The sequence below is a fragment of the Xanthomonas vesicatoria ATCC 35937 genome (assembly GCF_001908725.1).
Classification (GTDB): domain Bacteria; phylum Pseudomonadota; class Gammaproteobacteria; order Xanthomonadales; family Xanthomonadaceae; genus Xanthomonas; species Xanthomonas vesicatoria.
This window is the reverse complement of the sequence record NZ_CP018725.1, coordinates 153219-168954: the sequence shown is the minus strand read 5'-3', so window position 1 is coordinate 168954 and position 15736 is coordinate 153219. Positions and strand designations below refer to the sequence as shown.

At 65.4% G+C, this 15736-nt stretch carries 15 protein-coding genes; 9 read left to right on the top strand and 6 right to left on the bottom strand.

Annotated elements, in window-relative coordinates; all coding sequences use genetic code 11:
- Window position 1 precedes the first annotated feature (1 nt).
- Window positions 2–1861 (bottom strand): ferrous iron transporter B, encoded by a 1860-nt coding sequence (gene feoB, locus BJD12_RS00710; RefSeq protein WP_005993557.1) that lies wholly within the window; start codon window positions 1859–1861, stop codon window positions 2–4.
- Window positions 1858–2106, bottom strand: coding sequence for a FeoA family protein (locus BJD12_RS00705; RefSeq protein ID WP_039421445.1), 249 nt, complete (start codon window positions 2104–2106; stop codon window positions 1858–1860). The genes feoB and BJD12_RS00705 overlap by 4 nt, the downstream gene beginning before the upstream one ends.
- 116 nt (window positions 2107–2222) lie before the next feature.
- Between BJD12_RS00705 and BJD12_RS00700 the strand changes: the two genes are divergently transcribed.
- The 6 genes from BJD12_RS00700 to BJD12_RS00675 all read left to right on the top strand — a co-directional run bounded on the left by BJD12_RS00700 (window position 2223) and on the right by BJD12_RS00675 (window position 6370).
- Window positions 2223–3020, top strand: a complete 798-nt coding sequence (locus tag BJD12_RS00700) for an enoyl-CoA hydratase-related protein (protein ID WP_039421446.1) — start codon at window positions 2223–2225, stop codon at window positions 3018–3020.
- Entirely contained in the window at window positions 3017–3406 is a 390-nt protein-coding gene (locus tag BJD12_RS00695; RefSeq protein ID WP_005993554.1) for a VOC family protein, read from the top strand. Before BJD12_RS00700 ends, BJD12_RS00695 begins: the two co-directional genes overlap by 4 nt.
- A gap of 106 nt (window positions 3407–3512) precedes the next feature.
- Window positions 3513–4409, top strand: a complete 897-nt coding sequence (locus BJD12_RS00690; protein WP_005993553.1) for a hydroxymethylglutaryl-CoA lyase — start codon at window positions 3513–3515, stop codon at window positions 4407–4409.
- A gap of 143 nt (window positions 4410–4552) precedes the next feature.
- Window positions 4553–5323 (top strand): SDR family NAD(P)-dependent oxidoreductase, encoded by a 771-nt coding sequence (locus BJD12_RS00685; protein ID WP_039421451.1) that lies wholly within the window; start codon window positions 4553–4555, stop codon window positions 5321–5323.
- A 100-nt stretch (window positions 5324–5423) separates the two neighbouring features.
- Window positions 5424–5990: an elongation factor P-like protein YeiP gene (gene yeiP / locus BJD12_RS00680; RefSeq protein WP_005993551.1), complete on the top strand. Its 567-nt coding sequence runs from the start codon at window positions 5424–5426 to the stop codon at window positions 5988–5990.
- Window positions 5990–6370 (top strand): hypothetical protein, encoded by a 381-nt coding sequence (locus tag BJD12_RS00675; protein WP_005993550.1) that lies wholly within the window; start codon window positions 5990–5992, stop codon window positions 6368–6370. Before yeiP ends, BJD12_RS00675 begins: the two co-directional genes overlap by 1 nt.
- Window positions 6371–6611: 241 nt before the next feature.
- Here the strand turns inward: BJD12_RS00675 and BJD12_RS00670 are convergent, their stop codons facing one another.
- The 3 genes from BJD12_RS00670 to BJD12_RS00660 are packed head-to-tail and all read right to left on the bottom strand — an operon-like array spanning window position 6612 to window position 10238.
- A complete protein-coding gene (locus BJD12_RS00670) occupies window positions 6612–8495 on the bottom strand; it encodes a DUF7844 domain-containing protein (protein WP_005993548.1) in 1884 nt (627 codons plus the stop codon).
- Complete coding sequence (locus BJD12_RS00665) at window positions 8492–8785, bottom strand: DUF2388 domain-containing protein (RefSeq protein WP_039421457.1); 294 nt, start codon at window positions 8783–8785, stop codon at window positions 8492–8494. Before BJD12_RS00665 ends, BJD12_RS00670 begins: the two co-directional genes overlap by 4 nt.
- Window positions 8786–8819: 34 nt before the next feature.
- Window positions 8820–10238: an FAD-binding oxidoreductase gene (locus BJD12_RS00660; RefSeq protein ID WP_005993544.1), complete on the bottom strand. Its 1419-nt coding sequence runs from the start codon at window positions 10236–10238 to the stop codon at window positions 8820–8822.
- Window positions 10239–10446: 208 nt separating this feature from the next.
- Here BJD12_RS00660 and serA point away from each other — a divergent pair, with 208 nt between their 5' ends.
- The gene (gene serA, locus BJD12_RS00655; RefSeq protein ID WP_042828606.1) at window positions 10447–11688 is read left to right on the top strand and encodes a phosphoglycerate dehydrogenase; all 1242 of its coding nucleotides are present in this window, start codon (window positions 10447–10449) and stop codon (window positions 11686–11688) included.
- A 160-nt stretch (window positions 11689–11848) separates the two neighbouring features.
- Here the strand turns inward: serA and BJD12_RS00650 are convergent, their stop codons facing one another.
- Window positions 11849–12397, bottom strand: coding sequence for an NUDIX hydrolase (locus BJD12_RS00650; protein WP_005996930.1), 549 nt, complete (start codon window positions 12395–12397; stop codon window positions 11849–11851).
- A 175-nt stretch (window positions 12398–12572) separates the two neighbouring features.
- Here BJD12_RS00650 and BJD12_RS00645 point away from each other — a divergent pair, with 175 nt between their 5' ends.
- A complete protein-coding gene (locus BJD12_RS00645; RefSeq protein WP_005996928.1) occupies window positions 12573–14045 on the top strand; it encodes an amino acid permease in 1473 nt (490 codons plus the stop codon).
- 74 nt (window positions 14046–14119) lie between these two features.
- Complete coding sequence (locus BJD12_RS00640; RefSeq protein ID WP_039421462.1) at window positions 14120–15550, top strand: amino acid permease; 1431 nt, start codon at window positions 14120–14122, stop codon at window positions 15548–15550.
- The last annotated feature ends 186 nt before the right edge of the window (window positions 15551–15736 follow it).

Below are 15736 nucleotides of genomic sequence, written 5' to 3'. Positions count from 1 at the left end.
GTCAGCCGGCGCCAAGCAAGACGGCCAACTGGTAGGTCACCAGCGAGGCCAGATAGGCCAGTGCGAACAGATAGACCGCGCTAATGGTCATCTGTTTCCACGAGTTGGTTTCGCGCTTGATCGTGGCCAGGGTGGAGATGCACATCGGCGCGTAGATGTACCAGACCAGCAGCGACAACGCGGTGGCCAGCGACCAACCATCGCTGATCAGTGGCGACAACGCCTGCGCCGCTGCATCGTCGTCTGCGGCCGACAACGCATAGACGGTGGCCAGCGATGCCACCGCCACTTCGCGTGCGGCAAGGCCGGGAATCAGCGCGATGCAGATCTGCCAGTTGAAACCCAGCGGTGCGAAGAACACCGCCATCGCGTGGCCGATGCGGCCGGCAAAGCTGTAGTCGATCGGCGGCAAGGTCGCATTGGCCGGCGCAGCCGGGAACGACAACAGGAACCACAGCAGAATGGTCAGCGCCAGAATGATGCCGCCCACGCGCTTGAGGAAGATCCAGGCGCGCTCCCACAGCCCCAGTGCCAGGTCGCGCAAATGCGGCACGCGGTACGACGGCAGCTCCAGCATCAAGGGGTGCTCGCTCTTGTCGCGACGCCACTTTTTCATGGTCCACGACACCAGCAGCGCACTGACGATGGCCGCGGCATACAGCGCGAACAGCACCAGCCCCTGCTGATTGAAAATGCCCCACACGGTTTTTTGCGGGATGAAGGCGCCGATCAGCAGCGCATACACCGGCAACCGCGCCGAGCACGTCATCAATGGCGCCACCATGATGGTGGCCAGCCGGTCGCGCGGGTCCTGGATGCTGCGTGTAGACATGATGCCCGGCACTGCGCACGCAAAGCTCGACAGCAATGGGATGAACGAGCGCCCCGACAATCCCGCCGCCGCCATCATGCGATCGAGCAGGAACGCCGCACGCGGCAGGTAACCGGATTCTTCCAGCGCCAGAATGAAGGCAAACAGGATCAGGATCTGCGGCAGGAAGACGATCACCCCGCCCAGGCCGGCGATGATACCGTCCTTGAGCAGGCTGTTGAGCGGGCCTTCCGGCAAGGTGGTGCCCACCCACTCGCCCAGCATCGCGGTGCCGGCATCGATCAGGTCCATCACCGGCGTGGCCCAGGCATACACCGCCTGGAAGATCAGGAACATCACCACCGCCAACGTGACCAGGCCCCAGACCGGATGCAGCAGCCAGCGGTCCAGCGCATCGTCCACGCGCGATGTCCGCGTCGGCATGGTCACCGCCGCGCCCAGGATCTGCCGCACCTGCGCATGGTAGTTGCCGTCGGCGGGCGGCGTGGCGGCCGGTGCGGCCAGGCTCGCGACCTGCGCATCGATGCGCTCGACCAGCGCCTTGGCGCCGCCGCGGCGCACCGCCACGGTTTCCACCACCGGCACGCCGAGCGCCTGCTCCAAGGCCGGCAGATCGATGACGATGCCACGTCGCTGCGCCGCGTCGACCATGTTCAGCGCCACGATCATCGGCCGCCCCAACTCGCGCAGCTCCAGCGCAAAGCGCAGATGCAGGCGCAGATTGGTGGCATCCATCACGCAGACCAGCACGTCCGGCGCCGGCTCTCCGGGATAGAAGCCGCGGCACAGGTCGCGGGTGATCGCCTCGTCCAGGCTGGCCGGCTGCAGGCTATAGGCGCCGGGCAGATCGAGCACCGCAAAGTCGCGACCGGACGGCGCACGGAAATGCCCTTCCTTGCGCTCGACGGTAACGCCGGTGTAGTTGGCCACCTTCTGACGGCTGCCGGTCAGCTGGTTGAACAACGCGGTCTTGCCGCTGTTGGGATTGCCGACCAGCGCCAGGCGTAGCGGCACCGCTGCCGCATTCATGCCGCTGCTCCGTCTTGCCGCACCTGCACGCGCGCGGCTTCGCTACGGCGCAACGCAAAACGCGTGTAACCGACCTGCACCAGCAACGGCTCGCGACCGACCGGCCCGGTGGCCAGCACGGTGACCTCCTCGCCCGCGACAAACCCCAGCTCGCGCAGACGCCGGGCGATCGTGTCGTTGGGGAGGCGATCCTCCACGGAGTCCACGATGGCGGCGCGATGCAAGGGCATGTCGGACAGCGTCACAAAGACGGCCTGATTGTTAGGAATGGTTCTCAATTCTAGCATCGACGCACCGCGTCATGGCTCCGGCCACCCGTGCCGCTATCATGGTTCGCATCCCATTCATGGACGTATGCGCAATGCAGGACACCGGCTTGATCGTTGAGGACCACGGACCGGTCCGCACCCTGCGGCTGCACCGCCCCAGCGTGCACAACGCCTTCGATGCGACCTTGATTTTCGCGTTGACCGATGCGCTACAGCAGGCCGGCACGGCGGCGCACGTTCGCGTGGTGATCCTGACCGGCGACGGCGGCGCATTCTCTGCCGGCGCCGACCTGCACTGGATGCGCGGCATGGCCACGGCCAGCGAGGCCGAAAATGCGGTCGATGCGCTGGCGCTGGCACGCCTGATGCGCACGCTCGACGAACTGCCCAAGCCCACCCTCGCGCGCGTCAACGGCGCCGCATTCGGCGGCGGCGTGGGGCTGGTGGCGTGCTGCGATATCGCCATCGGTTGCACCGAGGCGCGCTTCGGCCTGACCGAGAGCAAGCTGGGCCTGCTGCCTGCAGTGATTTCGCCGTATGTCGTCGCCGCCATCGGCGCACGCCAGGCGCGCCGCTGGTTCGCCACCGGCGAGATCTTCGACGCCGGTACCGCGCAATTGTTGGGGCTGCTGCATCAACTGGTGGCAGCCGATCAACTGGACATCGCGGTGGAGCGGCAGGTTCGCCTGCTGCTGGCGGCCGCGCCGCTGGCTGCGAGTACTGCCAAGTCGCTGGTCCGCTCGGTGCTGCCGGCCGCCGACCGCGATGCCATCGATGCCGCCAACGCCGCATGGATCGCGCGCTTGCGCGTTTCGCCCGAAGGCCAGGAGGGCCTGGGCGCATTCCTGGACAAACGCTCCCCGGCCTGGGTGCCGGAGAACGCGGCATGAGCATGATCGATCATGTAGGACTTGGATGCAGTGACCTGGCCGCCAGCGTGGCGTTCTATAAGGCCGCATTGGCGCCATTGGACATTGCATTGATCACGGAACTGAGTGCGGAACAAACAGGCAGCCGCGCCCACGCCGGCTTCGGGGTCGAGCGGCCGTTTCTCTGGCTGGGCGCCGCCCCACAGGCGTCGGGCAACACGCATCTGGCGTTGGTCGCCACCGACCGCGCCGAGGTCGATGCGTTTCATCGGGCCGCCCTCGTTGCAGGCGGCCGCAACCACGGTGCACCTGGCCTGCGCACGCATTATCACCCTGACTATTACAGCGCTTTCGTACTCGACCCTGATGGCAACAACATCGAAGTGGTCTGTCATAGCGCTGCATGAGTACGTCAACCATGTTCTTCGCTGATGATTGTCGACGCACCGCGGCTAGCATGCGCGACGTGGTGTTGGTCGCCGCTCGCGCTGCTGCAGGCAGCGGGGTTCGCGCATGAGCGACTTCGTCCGCATTGTGGAGGTCGGCCCACGCGACGGGCTACAGAACGAGGCGCAACCGATCGCCACCGCCGACAAGATCGCGTTGATCGATCGGCTGTCGGCCACCGGCCTGCGCACCATCGAGGCGACCAGCTTCGTCAGCCCGCGCTGGGTACCGCAGCTCGCCGACGCCGCCGAGGTCTTCGCCGGCATCACCCAGGCGCCCGGCATCGCCTATCCGGTGCTGGTGCCGAACCTGCAGGGCTACAGCCGTGCGCAGGCGGCCGGGGTGCAGGAAGTGGCGGTCTTCACCGCGGCGTCGGAGGCCTTCAACCGCACCAATACCAATGCCGGTATCGACGAATCGATCGAGCGGTTCCGGCCGATCCTTGCACAAGCCGCCAGCGACGGCGTGCGCGTGCGCGGCTACGTCTCCACGGTGCTGGGTTGCCCGTATCAAGGCGAGGTACCGGTGGCGGACGTGGTGGATGTCGCGCAGCGGCTGTACGCGCTAGGTTGCTACGAAATTTCGCTGGGCGACACCATCGGCGTCGGCACCCCGCACAAGGCGCGCCAGATGCTGGCCGCGGTGGCGCAGGCGGTGCCTATGCACGCGCTGGCCGTGCATTTCCACGACACCTATGGGCAGGCGCTGGCCAACATCGCCGCCTGCCTGGAACAAGGTGTGCGCGTGGTGGATGCCGCGGTGTCCGGTGCCGGTGGCTGCCCGTACGCCAAGGGCGCCAGCGGCAATGTCGCCAGCGAAGACGTGGTGTATCTGCTGCACGGCTTGGGGATTTCGACCGGGATCGACCTGCCCGCCCTCGCCCACACCGGCCGCTGGCTGGCGCACCTGCTGGGCCGCGACACCGGCAGCAAGGTGGGCAAGGCGCTGGCGGCCGCCGGCTGACACCGCGCCGTTGCCTGGCCGTTGCAACGCAAGCATCCACCGGCACGATCACGCAAAGGCTTCGGCTAGAATTGCCGGCCGTCTTGGCACCGTTGGCGTGCCGGCATCCGTCGGCAACCATGTCTCTCTCAGGGAAGTACCGCATGCAGTCATCCTCTGTTCTTGCCGTCATCACCGGCGGCGTATCTGGCCTGGGCCTGGCAGTGGCACAACGCATCGTGGCCGACGGCGGCAAGGTGGCGTTGTTCGACGTCAATGCCGACAAGGCCGACGCGGCGCTAGCCTCGCTCGGTGCCGGCAACGCGCATTACTTCGCCACCGATGTCACCGACGAGGCACAGGTGGCCGCCAATATCGCGCAGGCCGCGCAGGCACTGGGCGGGCTGAATCTTGTGGTGAACTGCGCCGGCATCCTTGGCGCTGGCCGCGTGCTGGGCAAGGAGGCGCCGATGCCGCTGTCGACCTTCCGCAACACCGTGCTGGTCAACCTGGTCGGCAGCTTCAATGTCGCCAAAGCCGCGGCCGATGTGATGCAGCACAACGTCGCTGGCGACGACGGCGAGCGCGGAGTGATCATCAACACCGCGTCTGTAGCCGCCTATGAGGGCCAGATCGGCCAGGCCGCGTATGCCGCAAGCAAAGGCGGCGTGGTCGGCATGACCTTGCCGATGGCGCGTGAGCTGGCACGCTTCGGTATCCGCGTCATGACGATTGCACCCGGCGTGTTCTGGACCCCCATGGTGGACGGCATGCCCGAAGCGGTACAGCAATCGCTGTCCGCCTCAATTCCGTTCCCCTCGCGCCTGGGCCAGCCCGACGAATACGCCGATACCGTCGCCTTCATCCTGCGCAACCGCTACCTCAACGGCGAAACGATTCGCCTGGACGGCGGCGTGCGGCTGGCACCCAAGTAGCCGGGAATCGGGAAACGGGAATGGGGAATCGTAACGGCGCCCTGCTCCCATTACCCCAGCCCCGGCTTTCCCCATTCCCCATTCCCAACTCCCGATTCCCATGAAAGCTAACGACATCAAGAAAGGCAACGTCGTCGAATACAACGGCGGCATCTACCAGATCCGCGACATCGAGCGCAGCTCGCCGCAGGGGCGCGGCGGCAACGTGCGCTTTCGCTTCATCATGTACAGCGTGCCGGGCGGCGTGAAAACCGATGCCAGCTTCGATGCCGACGACAATCTGCCGGAAGTGGAGTTGCTGCGCCGCCTGTCCACGTTCTCGTACAAGGATGGAGAGGCGTTCGTGTTCATGGACGACGAAGATTTCACGCCTTACACCCTGGACGCCGATGTGATCGGCACCGACGCCGGCTATATCACCGATGGTCTGACCGGCATCTATGTGCAGGTGATCGACGACCAGCCAGTGGCAGTGCAGCTGCCGCAGACGGTGACGCTGGAAGTCGTCGAGACGCCGCCGGAGCTCAAGGGTGGCACCGCCACCAAACGCCCCAAACCGGCCAAGCTCAACACCGGCATGGAAATCATGGTGCCCGAGTACATCACCAACGGTGAGCGCGTGCTGGTCAACACCACCACCGGCGAATTTGCCGGCCGCGCCGACTGATGCGTCGTCTCACCGTTGCCCTGGTTCTGGGGCTGCTGGCTGCCTGCTCCGCGGAACCGGCCCCTGCGCCGGCCTCCGCTGCGGTCGCCTGCACCGATCCCAAGGTGGAAGACGAATGGCTGCAACATCCGGCAGGCCTGTGCGGCATGCCGGAGGATGTCCGCAAGCTGGTGGAGGACTACGACACCTGCGAACACTTCGCCGGCGAAGAATCCTACGACGCCGACCGCCGCCACGAAATCGAAGTGGCAGTGGCGCAGTTCTGCACGCCCGCACCGGCACGCCTTGCCAAACTGATGCAGCGTTACCGCAACGATGCGCATGTGAGCCAATGGTTGCGGCAGTACGCCACCCAGGCGGATCTGCAACCTGCGAGCTAAGCGGCGCCGTACAGATGTAGCGGCTTGCGGCGTTGTCGACGCTCGCAAGCCGCTCTTTCACGATAGACAGGCTTAACCGCGCGTTCTTCTCGACGGTTGTCGGGCGCAGCGCAATGCGGCATGCGTGTTGTTGTCAACGTCGACGCATGCGTCGTCGTTCAACGACCTGCAAGACGTCGGCGTGTTCGTCTCTCGGATGCACCCGCGGCACCCGCAACGCCGCCGTCAGCGGACGCCAATTTCATTGCTCCCGCGGCATTGCCTGCTCTGGCACAGCCGCAACTGCCTGCACCGGCTGTGCAAGCACCCGCAAGCGTGCACGCAGTCTTTCCACATTCACCTCGCCCTGCTCCAGATCGGCACGCAACTCAGCTGGCAACTGCTGCCGGCCCAGAGCCTGCAATTGCTTCCAACCATCGGCCAGTCCGTTGCTCGCCTGCGCAACCTGCGCGTTCACATATTGCCGCTCGTCGGCCTGCGGCAAACCGTAGCTGGGGCTATTGAGATAGGGGCCATTGAACAGCGCAGCCGGGTGACTGAGACGCGCCTGCCGAGCGAACAGGCCCTGCAGTTGATCCTGCATTGGGGCGCGCTCGGCGCCGGGCCGCAACAAGCGCTTGAGCGCATCGCGCGCAACCAGCTCCTGTCGCCGTAGTGCAGCCTGTTCCAGCAGCAATGCGGCTGCGGTCTCGCGCAGGCCGCCGCGCTCGAACCACTGCGCGCGTGCATCAGGCGGGGCATCCAGCCATTGCGTGACACTCGTCTGCGGCACCGGAATGCCGCGTCGAAGCACATCGAACATGGCCTGATAATGCGCCGCCGCCGATTCGAAGTAATAGCCCTGACGCGTGGCCTGCGCGCGGTCGTCCAACACGTGCAGATCGGCAAGGCCGGCGCGCTGCAGCCGCTGGCGCACGCCGCGCGGGGTGATCGATGACAAGCCGGCTTCAGCAAGACGCGGCACGCCGTCGTGCAACAATTTGTAGGTCTCCACCGCGCAGTTGTTGCTGATGAAGTAATAGCGCCCGTCGTAGCTCCAGTGCACCTGCGCCGCACGCGTCAGCAGCGCGGCGATCTCATCCGGACGCAGCGCCAGCGGCACCGACGACAGGGCACGCAGTTCGACCTTGGTGTATTCGTCGATGACCTGATTCAACGGCAGCACGAACAGCCGCGACGGATACGCGCCGGTCAGCCCGCGCCAGCTGGAGATCTGCACATCGCCGACGAAGGCACGAAACGACAGCACGCGGTGATACTGCAGATCCAGCCGGCACGCCGGCCCTGGTACGCGACCGGGCGCGCAGATCACCAGCCGCAACATGCTGTGGCCCCAGCGACTCATCGGCTGCTCGTTGCCTTCGGCAAGCAGATAGTCCACCGCATAGACCCGCGCCGGGTCCAGGGCCAGCAACGACATTGCACCAGCATCGTTGTCGGCCTGCAGATACGGCAAGGTCGGCGCGCAGGTGACCGCATCGAACGGCGGCCCCAACCGCTCGGAAAACCATGCCGCGAGCGCTGGACGGCGGCAGGCGTAGTCCGCGTCCAGCACGTAATGCTCTAGATTGACGGCAACAAATTCGGCCGGGCTATGCCGCTCGTAAGCGTCGGGACTGCGGTCGCTGAAGCGGTTTGCGCCGCGTCCGATTCGCCAGGGACGCACCTGCCAGCCGGCAAGATCGCGCAGGCGTGGGTCGCGCGACAAGGCACTGCCCGTCCCGCGGTCGCGCACATGCGCCAATTCATGGACCAACGCCGCCATCGCCGCCCGCGTGGCCGGGGCGCTGATGTCATTGCGTGCACTCGCGGACTGCATGCTCCAGGCATCCAACAGCGCATGATCGAGCAGGATGCGATTGCCCACCGCGCGACCATGCACCTGCGCCGGTAAATCGCGGCGCCACTGCAAGTAGATGGGTGCCGCATCGCGCGCTACCCAGCCGACTGGTAACCGGCGTTGGACCTGCTGTACCAGCGCCTGGCTGGCATCACGCTCGGACGGGCTCAGCTCCGATGCGACAACCGAAACCTGCAGCGCGGGCGAACGCTGCGATTGCGCTTGCGCCGCCGGTGCGATCGCGACGGCCAGCCACAGCCATACGCACCGGCGGCGACGATTCACTGCGCCAGGATGGACTGCGCCAGTTCCAGGTCGCTGGACAGACGCGCCGCATCGCTACGGCTACGCAACTGCAGCAACGCCGCTTCAAGCCGCGCGCCGCGGATGGCGCCATCGCTGGCCACGAAACCGGCCGCATCTTCGCGCGCTTCGGCTACCACCTTGTCGTCGCCAGAACTGCTGCTGTTGGACGAACCGGCCGACGATGCGCCGGCCGAAGTGCCCGCAAGACTGGATGCGGCAGCTGCCAGCGGCAGCAGGGTCAAAGCACAAAACACCAGGGAGCGCATCATCGGCGTGTCGATTCCATGTGAGGTGATGAAGAGACTACCCGCCGCGCGTTGCGCCGGGCACCTCATCCATGTCGAACAGCTTGCCGGGATTCAGCAAAAGATGAGGATCGAGCACACGTTTGACGCCGCGCATCACCGCGACGTCTGCGGCAGAGCGCGTGCTCCACAAGTAGGGCTTCTTGACCAGCCCGATGCCGTGTTCGGCAGAAATACTGCCGCCGAAGCGCTGCAACGCCTGCGCCAACATCTTGGTGACCTGATCGCAGGCGGACACGAAATCTGCCTGACTGGTGCCGTCGGGCTTGAGCACATTGATATGCAGGTTGCCGTCGCCGATATGGCCGAACCACACCACATCGAAATGCGGATACGCCTCGCCAAGCAGTGCCTGGGTTTCAGCCAGAAATGCCGGCATTGCCGAGATGCGCACCGACACATCGTTTTTGTAGGGCGTATAGCGCGCCAGCGCTTCGGTGATGCCTTCGCGCAGCCGCCACAGCTGCGCCGCCTGCGCATCGCTCTGGCTGATCACCCCGTCGCTGACCCAGCCCTGCTCCATGCAGGTTTCAAATGCAGCCATCGCGGCCGCTTCCTGCGCGGCATCGCCGGCCGCGAACTCGGTGACCACGTAATACGGGTGCACCTCGGCAAACGGTGCCTGCGCGCCATGCGCGAGCACATGCTCCAGCGCGCGGTCGGTGAAGAACTCGAACGCTTCCAGCCGCAGTTGCGCGCGGAATGCGGCGAACACCTGCATCAACACCTCGAACGAGGGCAGCGCCAGCAGCATCACATTGCTCGGTGGCGGGGGGGCGGTCAGCCGTAGCGTGGCTTCGACCACGATGCCAAGCGTGCCTTCGGAGCCGATCATCAGATGACGGAAATCGTAGCCGCTGGAATTTTTCACCAAGGCGTTGTTGAGCTCGAGCAACTCACCGCCGCCGGTGATCACTTTCAAGCCGGCGATCCATTCGCGGGTGTTGCCGTAGCGGATCACGCGGATGCCGCCGGCATTGGTGGCGATGTTGCCGCCGATCGAGCACGAACCACGTGCGGCGAAATCCACCGGATAGATCAGCCCCTGTTCGCGCGCGGCGTTGTGCACCGCTTCCAGCGGCATGCCCGCCTGCACGGTGAGCGTGCGATCCACGGCGTTGAAATCCAACGGCTTGTTCAGGCGTTCCAGGCTGAGCACCAGCTCGCCGTTGGCGGCCACCGCGCCACCGGACAAACCGGTACGGCCGCCCGACGGCACCACCGCCACGCCTTGCGCGTTGGCCCAGCGCACCACGGCCTGCACTTCTTCGACCGAGCCTGGCAGTGCGATGGCCAGCGGGTTCGGCGTCCAGCGCCGGGTCCAGTCGCGGCCGTAATGCTCCAGGTCGGCAGGCTCGGTTTTCAGACGCAATGCCGGCACGGCCTGTTGCAACGAAAGAATGCGGGGATCGGTCATGGCACGCGGCGCTGCAGTAGGAACCGCACAGCGTGCCAGCGCGCGGCGGCCTCGTCCAGTTGCGCGGCCAGGTGCTGCCGCGGCGTTGGATTCAGCTGAAACCGTTGCGGCGCAAGGGATTGCCGTAGGCAATCGCTGCGGTGTGAGCGCCCAATCCGGCACCCCTTCTGGCATAGTTGCCGACCCGATTGCTGCAATGCGCTCCCCCATGTCGCCGAAGAAAACCTCGTTTCCCAAGCAGGACATCCGCGTCCTGTTGCTGGAAGGCATCAGCCCGACCGCCGTGGATGTGTTCCGCGCCGCCGGTTATTCGCAGATCGAACTGCACGCCAAGTCGTTGCCCGAAGACGAGCTCATCGCGCGCATCGCCGACGCGCACATCGTGGGCATCCGCTCGCGCACGCAATTGAGCGCCGAGGTGCTGGCGCATGCCAAGCGGCTAATGGCAGTGGGCTGCTTCTGCATCGGCACCAACCAGGTCGACCTGGACGCGGCCGAGCTGGCCGGCATTCCGGTGTTCAATGCGCCCTACTCCAACACCCGCAGCGTGGCCGAGTTGGTGATCGCCGAAGCGATCCTGTTGTTGCGCGGCATTCCGCAGAAAAATGCCGAATGCCACCGCGGCGGTTGGTCCAAGTCGGCCGCCGGCAGCCACGAGACGCGCGGCAAGGTGCTGGGCATCGTCGGCTACGGGCATATCGGCACCCAGGTCGGCGTGCTGGCCGAATCGTTAGGCATGCAGGTGATCTTCCACGACATCGAAACCAAATTGTCGCTGGGCAATGCCCGTGCAGCGATTGACCTGGACGACCTGCTAGCGCGCTCGGACGTGGTCACCTTGCACGTGCCGGAGACCCCGTCCACCAAGGACATGATCGGCGCAGCCGAAATCGCCCGCATGAAACCTGGCGCGCACCTGATCAACGCCTCGCGCGGCACCGTCATCGACATCGATGCGCTGGATGCGGCGCTCACCTCCGGCCAGATCGGCGGCGCGGCGGTGGACGTGTTCCCGGTCGAGCCCAAGGGCAATGGCGATGCATTCGAATCGCCACTGACTGCCCACGACAACGTCATCCTGACCCCGCATGTGGGCGGCAGCACGCTGGAAGCGCAGGACAATATCGGGATTGAAGTGACCGCCAAGCTGGTGCGCTACAGCGACAACGGCAGCACCCTGTCGGCGGTGAATTTCCCCGAGGTCACCCTGCCCGAGCACCCCGACAGCCTGCGGCTGCTGCACATCCACCGCAACGTGCCGGGCGTGCTGTCGCAGATCAATGAACTGTTCTCGCGTCACAACCTCAATATCGACGGCCAGTTTTTGCGCACCGACCCCAAGGTGGGCTATGTGGTGATCGATGTCAGCGCCAGCGAGGAGCTGGCGGGCGTGCTGAAGGACGAGCTCGGACAGATCACCGGTACCTTGCGGACGCGGGTGCTTTACTGACCGGGATGGGGGGGCGAGATTGGGGATTCGTAACAACGGCGCGCGGCTACTTGAGGGTTTACTGGGCCGCCGCCGTCGAGGGACAGGAAAAGGAAACGGCATCCTGGCCATGCGGAACGGCGTCGGAATCGCTGTTTTACCCATCTCGAATCCCGAATCGCTACTCCCGGCTCGCCAACCACTTCTGCGCCATGCGCCGCAGCGAGGGATCAAGCTCCGGCTCGGCAAGCAGCTCGGCGATCGGGCGCCACGCCAGTGCAAGCGATTCTTCGCTGACTTCGAACGCTTCGTCGGTGCCTGCCACCACCAGGTAACGCGCGTCGAAATGCCAGTGCCCCGCCACCTCGCCACGCGCGGGAATCCAGTGGCGGTCCAGGTCGAACAGCTCGGCATCTGCCAGACGCAAACCGGTTAGACCGGACTCTTCTTCGGCCTCGCGCAGCGCCACTTGCGCCAGATCGCGGTCGCCATCGGCGTGGCCGCCCAGCTGCAGCCAGCGCTGCAACTTGCGATGGTGGGTCAGTAGCGTGCGGTTGCCGTCGGCGCTGACGACCCAGGCCGAGCCGGTGAAATGACCTTCGACACGCTCGCGCACGAACGGATCGGTGGCATCGTCAAGCAGCTGCTCGAACTGGTCGGCCACTTTGCACTCGTTCGGCCAGCGGGCGCGGTACGCCGCCAGTTGCTGTCGCAGGGTTGCATCCACCATCTATCGTTCCCGATTGTCATTGACCAGCGACCATTATCGCCATTCATGCTGCGTACGCGCTTGTCGTGAGCGTGTAGCTTTGGCAAGGTAGGCCGCTTGCCTGTCCCATTGGGATGCGGCGCACACCTTCGCCCAGGCGCGCGCGCCTTCGTTCTGCCACTTAGGGATGTACTGAATGCTGAAGTCTCTGTTGAGGGTCAAACCGATCGAGCCCGCCGGACGTGTGGATGCGGGCGAACCGGTCGAAGGCAGCCTGCAGGGCGAAGCGACGCTGCAACGGACCCTCACCGCCAAGCATCTGATCATGCTCGGCATCGGCGCAGTGATCGGCGCCGGCATCTTTGTCCTGACCGGTCAGGCCGCGGCAAATCACGCCGGCCCAGCAGTGATGTTGTCGTTCGTCTTCGCCGGCATCGCCTGCGCCTTCGCCGGCCTGTGCTACGCCGAGTTCGCCGCGATGATGCCGGTCTCCGGCAGCGCCTATTCGTACTCGTATGCCACCCTCGGCGAAGGCATCGCCTGGTTCATTGGCTGGTGCCTGGTGCTTGAGTACCTGTTTGCCGGCTCCAGCGTCGCGGTCGGTTGGTCCGCCTATCTGATCAGTTTCCTGACCGGCACGCTTGGGCTGCCGTTCCCGGCAGAACTGGCGGGCGCGCCCTTGGCCTGGGACGGCCATGGCTTTGTCAGCTCCGGCAACATCGTCAACCTGCCGGCTGTGTTGATCGTCGCTGCGGTGAGCATGCTGTGTTATGTGGGCGTTACTCAATCGGCGTTCGCCAATGCGATCGTGGTGGCGATCAAGGTGGTAGTGATCTGCCTGTTCGTCGGCTTCGGCATCGCTTACATCGACCCGGCGAACTGGCATCCCTTCATCCCGGAAAACACCGGTCCAGGCCAGTTCGGCTGGGACGGGGTGTTTCGCGCCGCGTCCATCGTGTTCTTCTCCTACATCGGCTTCGATGCGGTCTCTACCTCCGCCGGGGAAACCAAAGATCCGCAGAAGAACATGCCGATCGGCATCCTGGTGTCGCTGGCCATCTGCACCGTCATCTACATCATCGTCTGCGCCGTATTGACCGGATTGTTGCCGTATACCCAGCTCGGCACCGCCAAGCCGGTGGCCACCGCGCTGGAAGCGCACCCGCAACTGAGCTGGCTCAAGACCGCGGTGGAGATCGGCGCGATCGCCGGCCTGTCCTCGGTGGTGCTGGTGATGCTGATGGCGCAGCCGCGCATCTTCTACACCATGGCCAAGGATGGGTTGATGCCCAAACTATTCGGCAAGGTGCACCCGAAATTCCGCACGCCCTATGTCGGCACCATCTTCGTCGGTGTAGTCGCGGCGCTGCTGGCCGGAGTCATCCCGTTGAACGTGCTGGGCGAACTGGTGTCGATGGGCACCCTGCTCGCCTTCGCCACCGTCTGCGCCGGCGTGATGGTGCTGCGTTTCACCAAGCCAGATCTGCCGCGCCCGTTCCGGGTGCCGTTGGCGATGGTGATCTGCCCGCTGGGTGCCGTGGCCTGTCTGTTCCTGTTCTTCCAGGCCTTCCAGGAGCACTGGAAGGTGTTCGTGGGCTGGACGGTGATCGGCCTGTTCATCTATTTCGGCTACGGCATCCACCATAGCCGTCTGGCCCGTAAGGCCTGACCCTCTCCAAGACCGGCGTTCGCGCCGGTCTTCTCGTTCAACGATCGCGCGCAGCGCCAAGCCGGAACCGCTCCATGTTCAAACAACTTTGGGCCACCAAACACCCGCACGCCAGCCATGAGGCGGCCGACGGGCTGGGCCTGCAACGCGCGCTCGGGCCCTGGGGGCTGACCGCCCTGGGCATCGGCGCGGTGATCGGCGGCGGCATCTTCGTCATCACCGGCCAGGCCGCGGCCGACCATGCCGGCCCGGCGATCGTGCTGTCGTTCGTGCTCGCGGCGATCTGCTGCGCGTTCTGCGCCATGGCCTACGCCGAATTCGCCGCCATGGTGCCGGTGTCCGGCAGCGCCTACACCTATACCTACGCCACCTTCGGCGAGCTGGCGGCCTGGTTCATCGGCTGGATGCTGGTGCTGGAATACGGCGTGTCCGCCTCGGCAGTGGCGGTCAGCTGGACCGGCTATTTCCTCAGCCTGCTGGAGCACTTCGGCATCCATCTACCAGCGGCCCTGGTCAGTGCACCGCTGGACGGCAAGCTGCAGCGCACCGGCGCGATCGCCAACCTGCCGGCAGCCGGCATCGTGTTGTTGCTGACCTGGCTGTGCTATGTCGGTATCCGCAAGTCGTCTGCGATGAACATGGCGATGGTGATCCTCAAGACCGGGCTCATCATCCTGGTCATTGCCGCAGGCTGGAAGTACGTGGACCCTGCCAACTGGCATCCCTTCATCCCTGCCAACGAAGCACCGGGCAAGTACGGCATGGAAGGCGTGCTGCGGGGCGCGGCGATGGTGTTCTTCGCCTACATCGGCTTCGAGGCGGTGTCGGTGGCGGCGCAGGAATCGCACCGGCCGCAGCGCGATCTGCCGATCGGCATGATGCTGTCGCTGGTGATCTGCACCGTGCTCTACATCGCCATGGCCGCGGTGATGACCGGCCTGGTGCCGTTCACCCAGCTGGGCACCGATGAGCCGGTGGTGACCGCGGTGGCTGCGCATCCGCAGCTGGCCTGGTTGCGGGTGGTGGTGGAAGTGGGCGCGCTGATCGGGCTGTCGTCGGTGGTGCTGGTGATGATCATCGGACAGCCGCGCATCTTCATGATCATTGCGCGCGACGGTCTGCTGCCGTCGATCTTCACCCGCATCCATCCCAAGTACCGCACGCCGCACATCAATACCGTCATCACCGGTGTGGGCATCGCACTGCTGGCCGCCGTCTTCCCGCTGGATGTGCTGGGCGAGTTGACCTCGATGGGCACGCTGATCGCTTTCGCCGCGGTCTGTGCCGGTGTGCTGATCCTGCGCCGCACGCATCCGGAACTGCCGCGTCCGTTCCGCATGCCGGCCGCGTGGCTGATCTGCACTGCCGGTGTGCTGAGCTGCCTTGCCTTGCTGTCGGCAATGACCCTGCACAACTGGATGCTGATGGGGCTGTGGACCCTGGTCGGGCTGGTGGTCTATTTCGGCTATGGCTATCGCCATAGCCGCCTGCGCGACGGCCGCTGAGCAAACGCGCGAGCCATCGGTGGCTGACGCAAAGACTGCGCATCGGTGTATGGCGGCGCGGATGATCCGGGTCTTCGGTGCAGAGCGGCCGATCTGCCGCTTGGATGCAGGGCCCTTGCCCGCCCACCATCGCGGGACATGCCGCAAGTACGTCCGTGTAGGCTCTTATGCGGCATCCATGCCGCA

Excerpts from the sequence above, each read along its gene's own strand:
- feoB (WP_005993557.1), bottom strand. The coding sequence starts at position 1,861 with ATGAATGCGGCAGCGGTGCCGCTACGCCTGGCGCTGGTCGGCAATCCC.
- BJD12_RS00700 (WP_039421446.1), top strand. The coding sequence starts at position 2,223 with ATGCAGGACACCGGCTTGATCGTTGAGGACCACGGACCGGTCCGCACC.
- BJD12_RS00695 (WP_005993554.1), top strand. The coding sequence starts at position 3,017 with ATGAGCATGATCGATCATGTAGGACTTGGATGCAGTGACCTGGCCGCC.
- BJD12_RS00690 (WP_005993553.1), top strand. The coding sequence starts at position 3,513 with ATGAGCGACTTCGTCCGCATTGTGGAGGTCGGCCCACGCGACGGGCTA.
- BJD12_RS00685 (WP_039421451.1), top strand. The coding sequence starts at position 4,553 with ATGCAGTCATCCTCTGTTCTTGCCGTCATCACCGGCGGCGTATCTGGC.
- yeiP (WP_005993551.1), top strand. The coding sequence starts at position 5,424 with ATGAAAGCTAACGACATCAAGAAAGGCAACGTCGTCGAATACAACGGC.
- BJD12_RS00675 (WP_005993550.1), top strand. The coding sequence starts at position 5,990 with ATGCGTCGTCTCACCGTTGCCCTGGTTCTGGGGCTGCTGGCTGCCTGC.
- BJD12_RS00665 (WP_039421457.1), bottom strand. The coding sequence starts at position 8,785 with ATGATGCGCTCCCTGGTGTTTTGTGCTTTGACCCTGCTGCCGCTGGCA.
- BJD12_RS00660 (WP_005993544.1), bottom strand. The coding sequence starts at position 10,238 with ATGACCGATCCCCGCATTCTTTCGTTGCAACAGGCCGTGCCGGCATTG.
- serA (WP_042828606.1), top strand. The coding sequence starts at position 10,447 with ATGTCGCCGAAGAAAACCTCGTTTCCCAAGCAGGACATCCGCGTCCTG.
- BJD12_RS00650 (WP_005996930.1), bottom strand. The coding sequence starts at position 12,397 with ATGGTGGATGCAACCCTGCGACAGCAACTGGCGGCGTACCGCGCCCGC.
- BJD12_RS00645 (WP_005996928.1), top strand. The coding sequence starts at position 12,573 with ATGCTGAAGTCTCTGTTGAGGGTCAAACCGATCGAGCCCGCCGGACGT.
- BJD12_RS00640 (WP_039421462.1), top strand. The coding sequence starts at position 14,120 with ATGTTCAAACAACTTTGGGCCACCAAACACCCGCACGCCAGCCATGAG.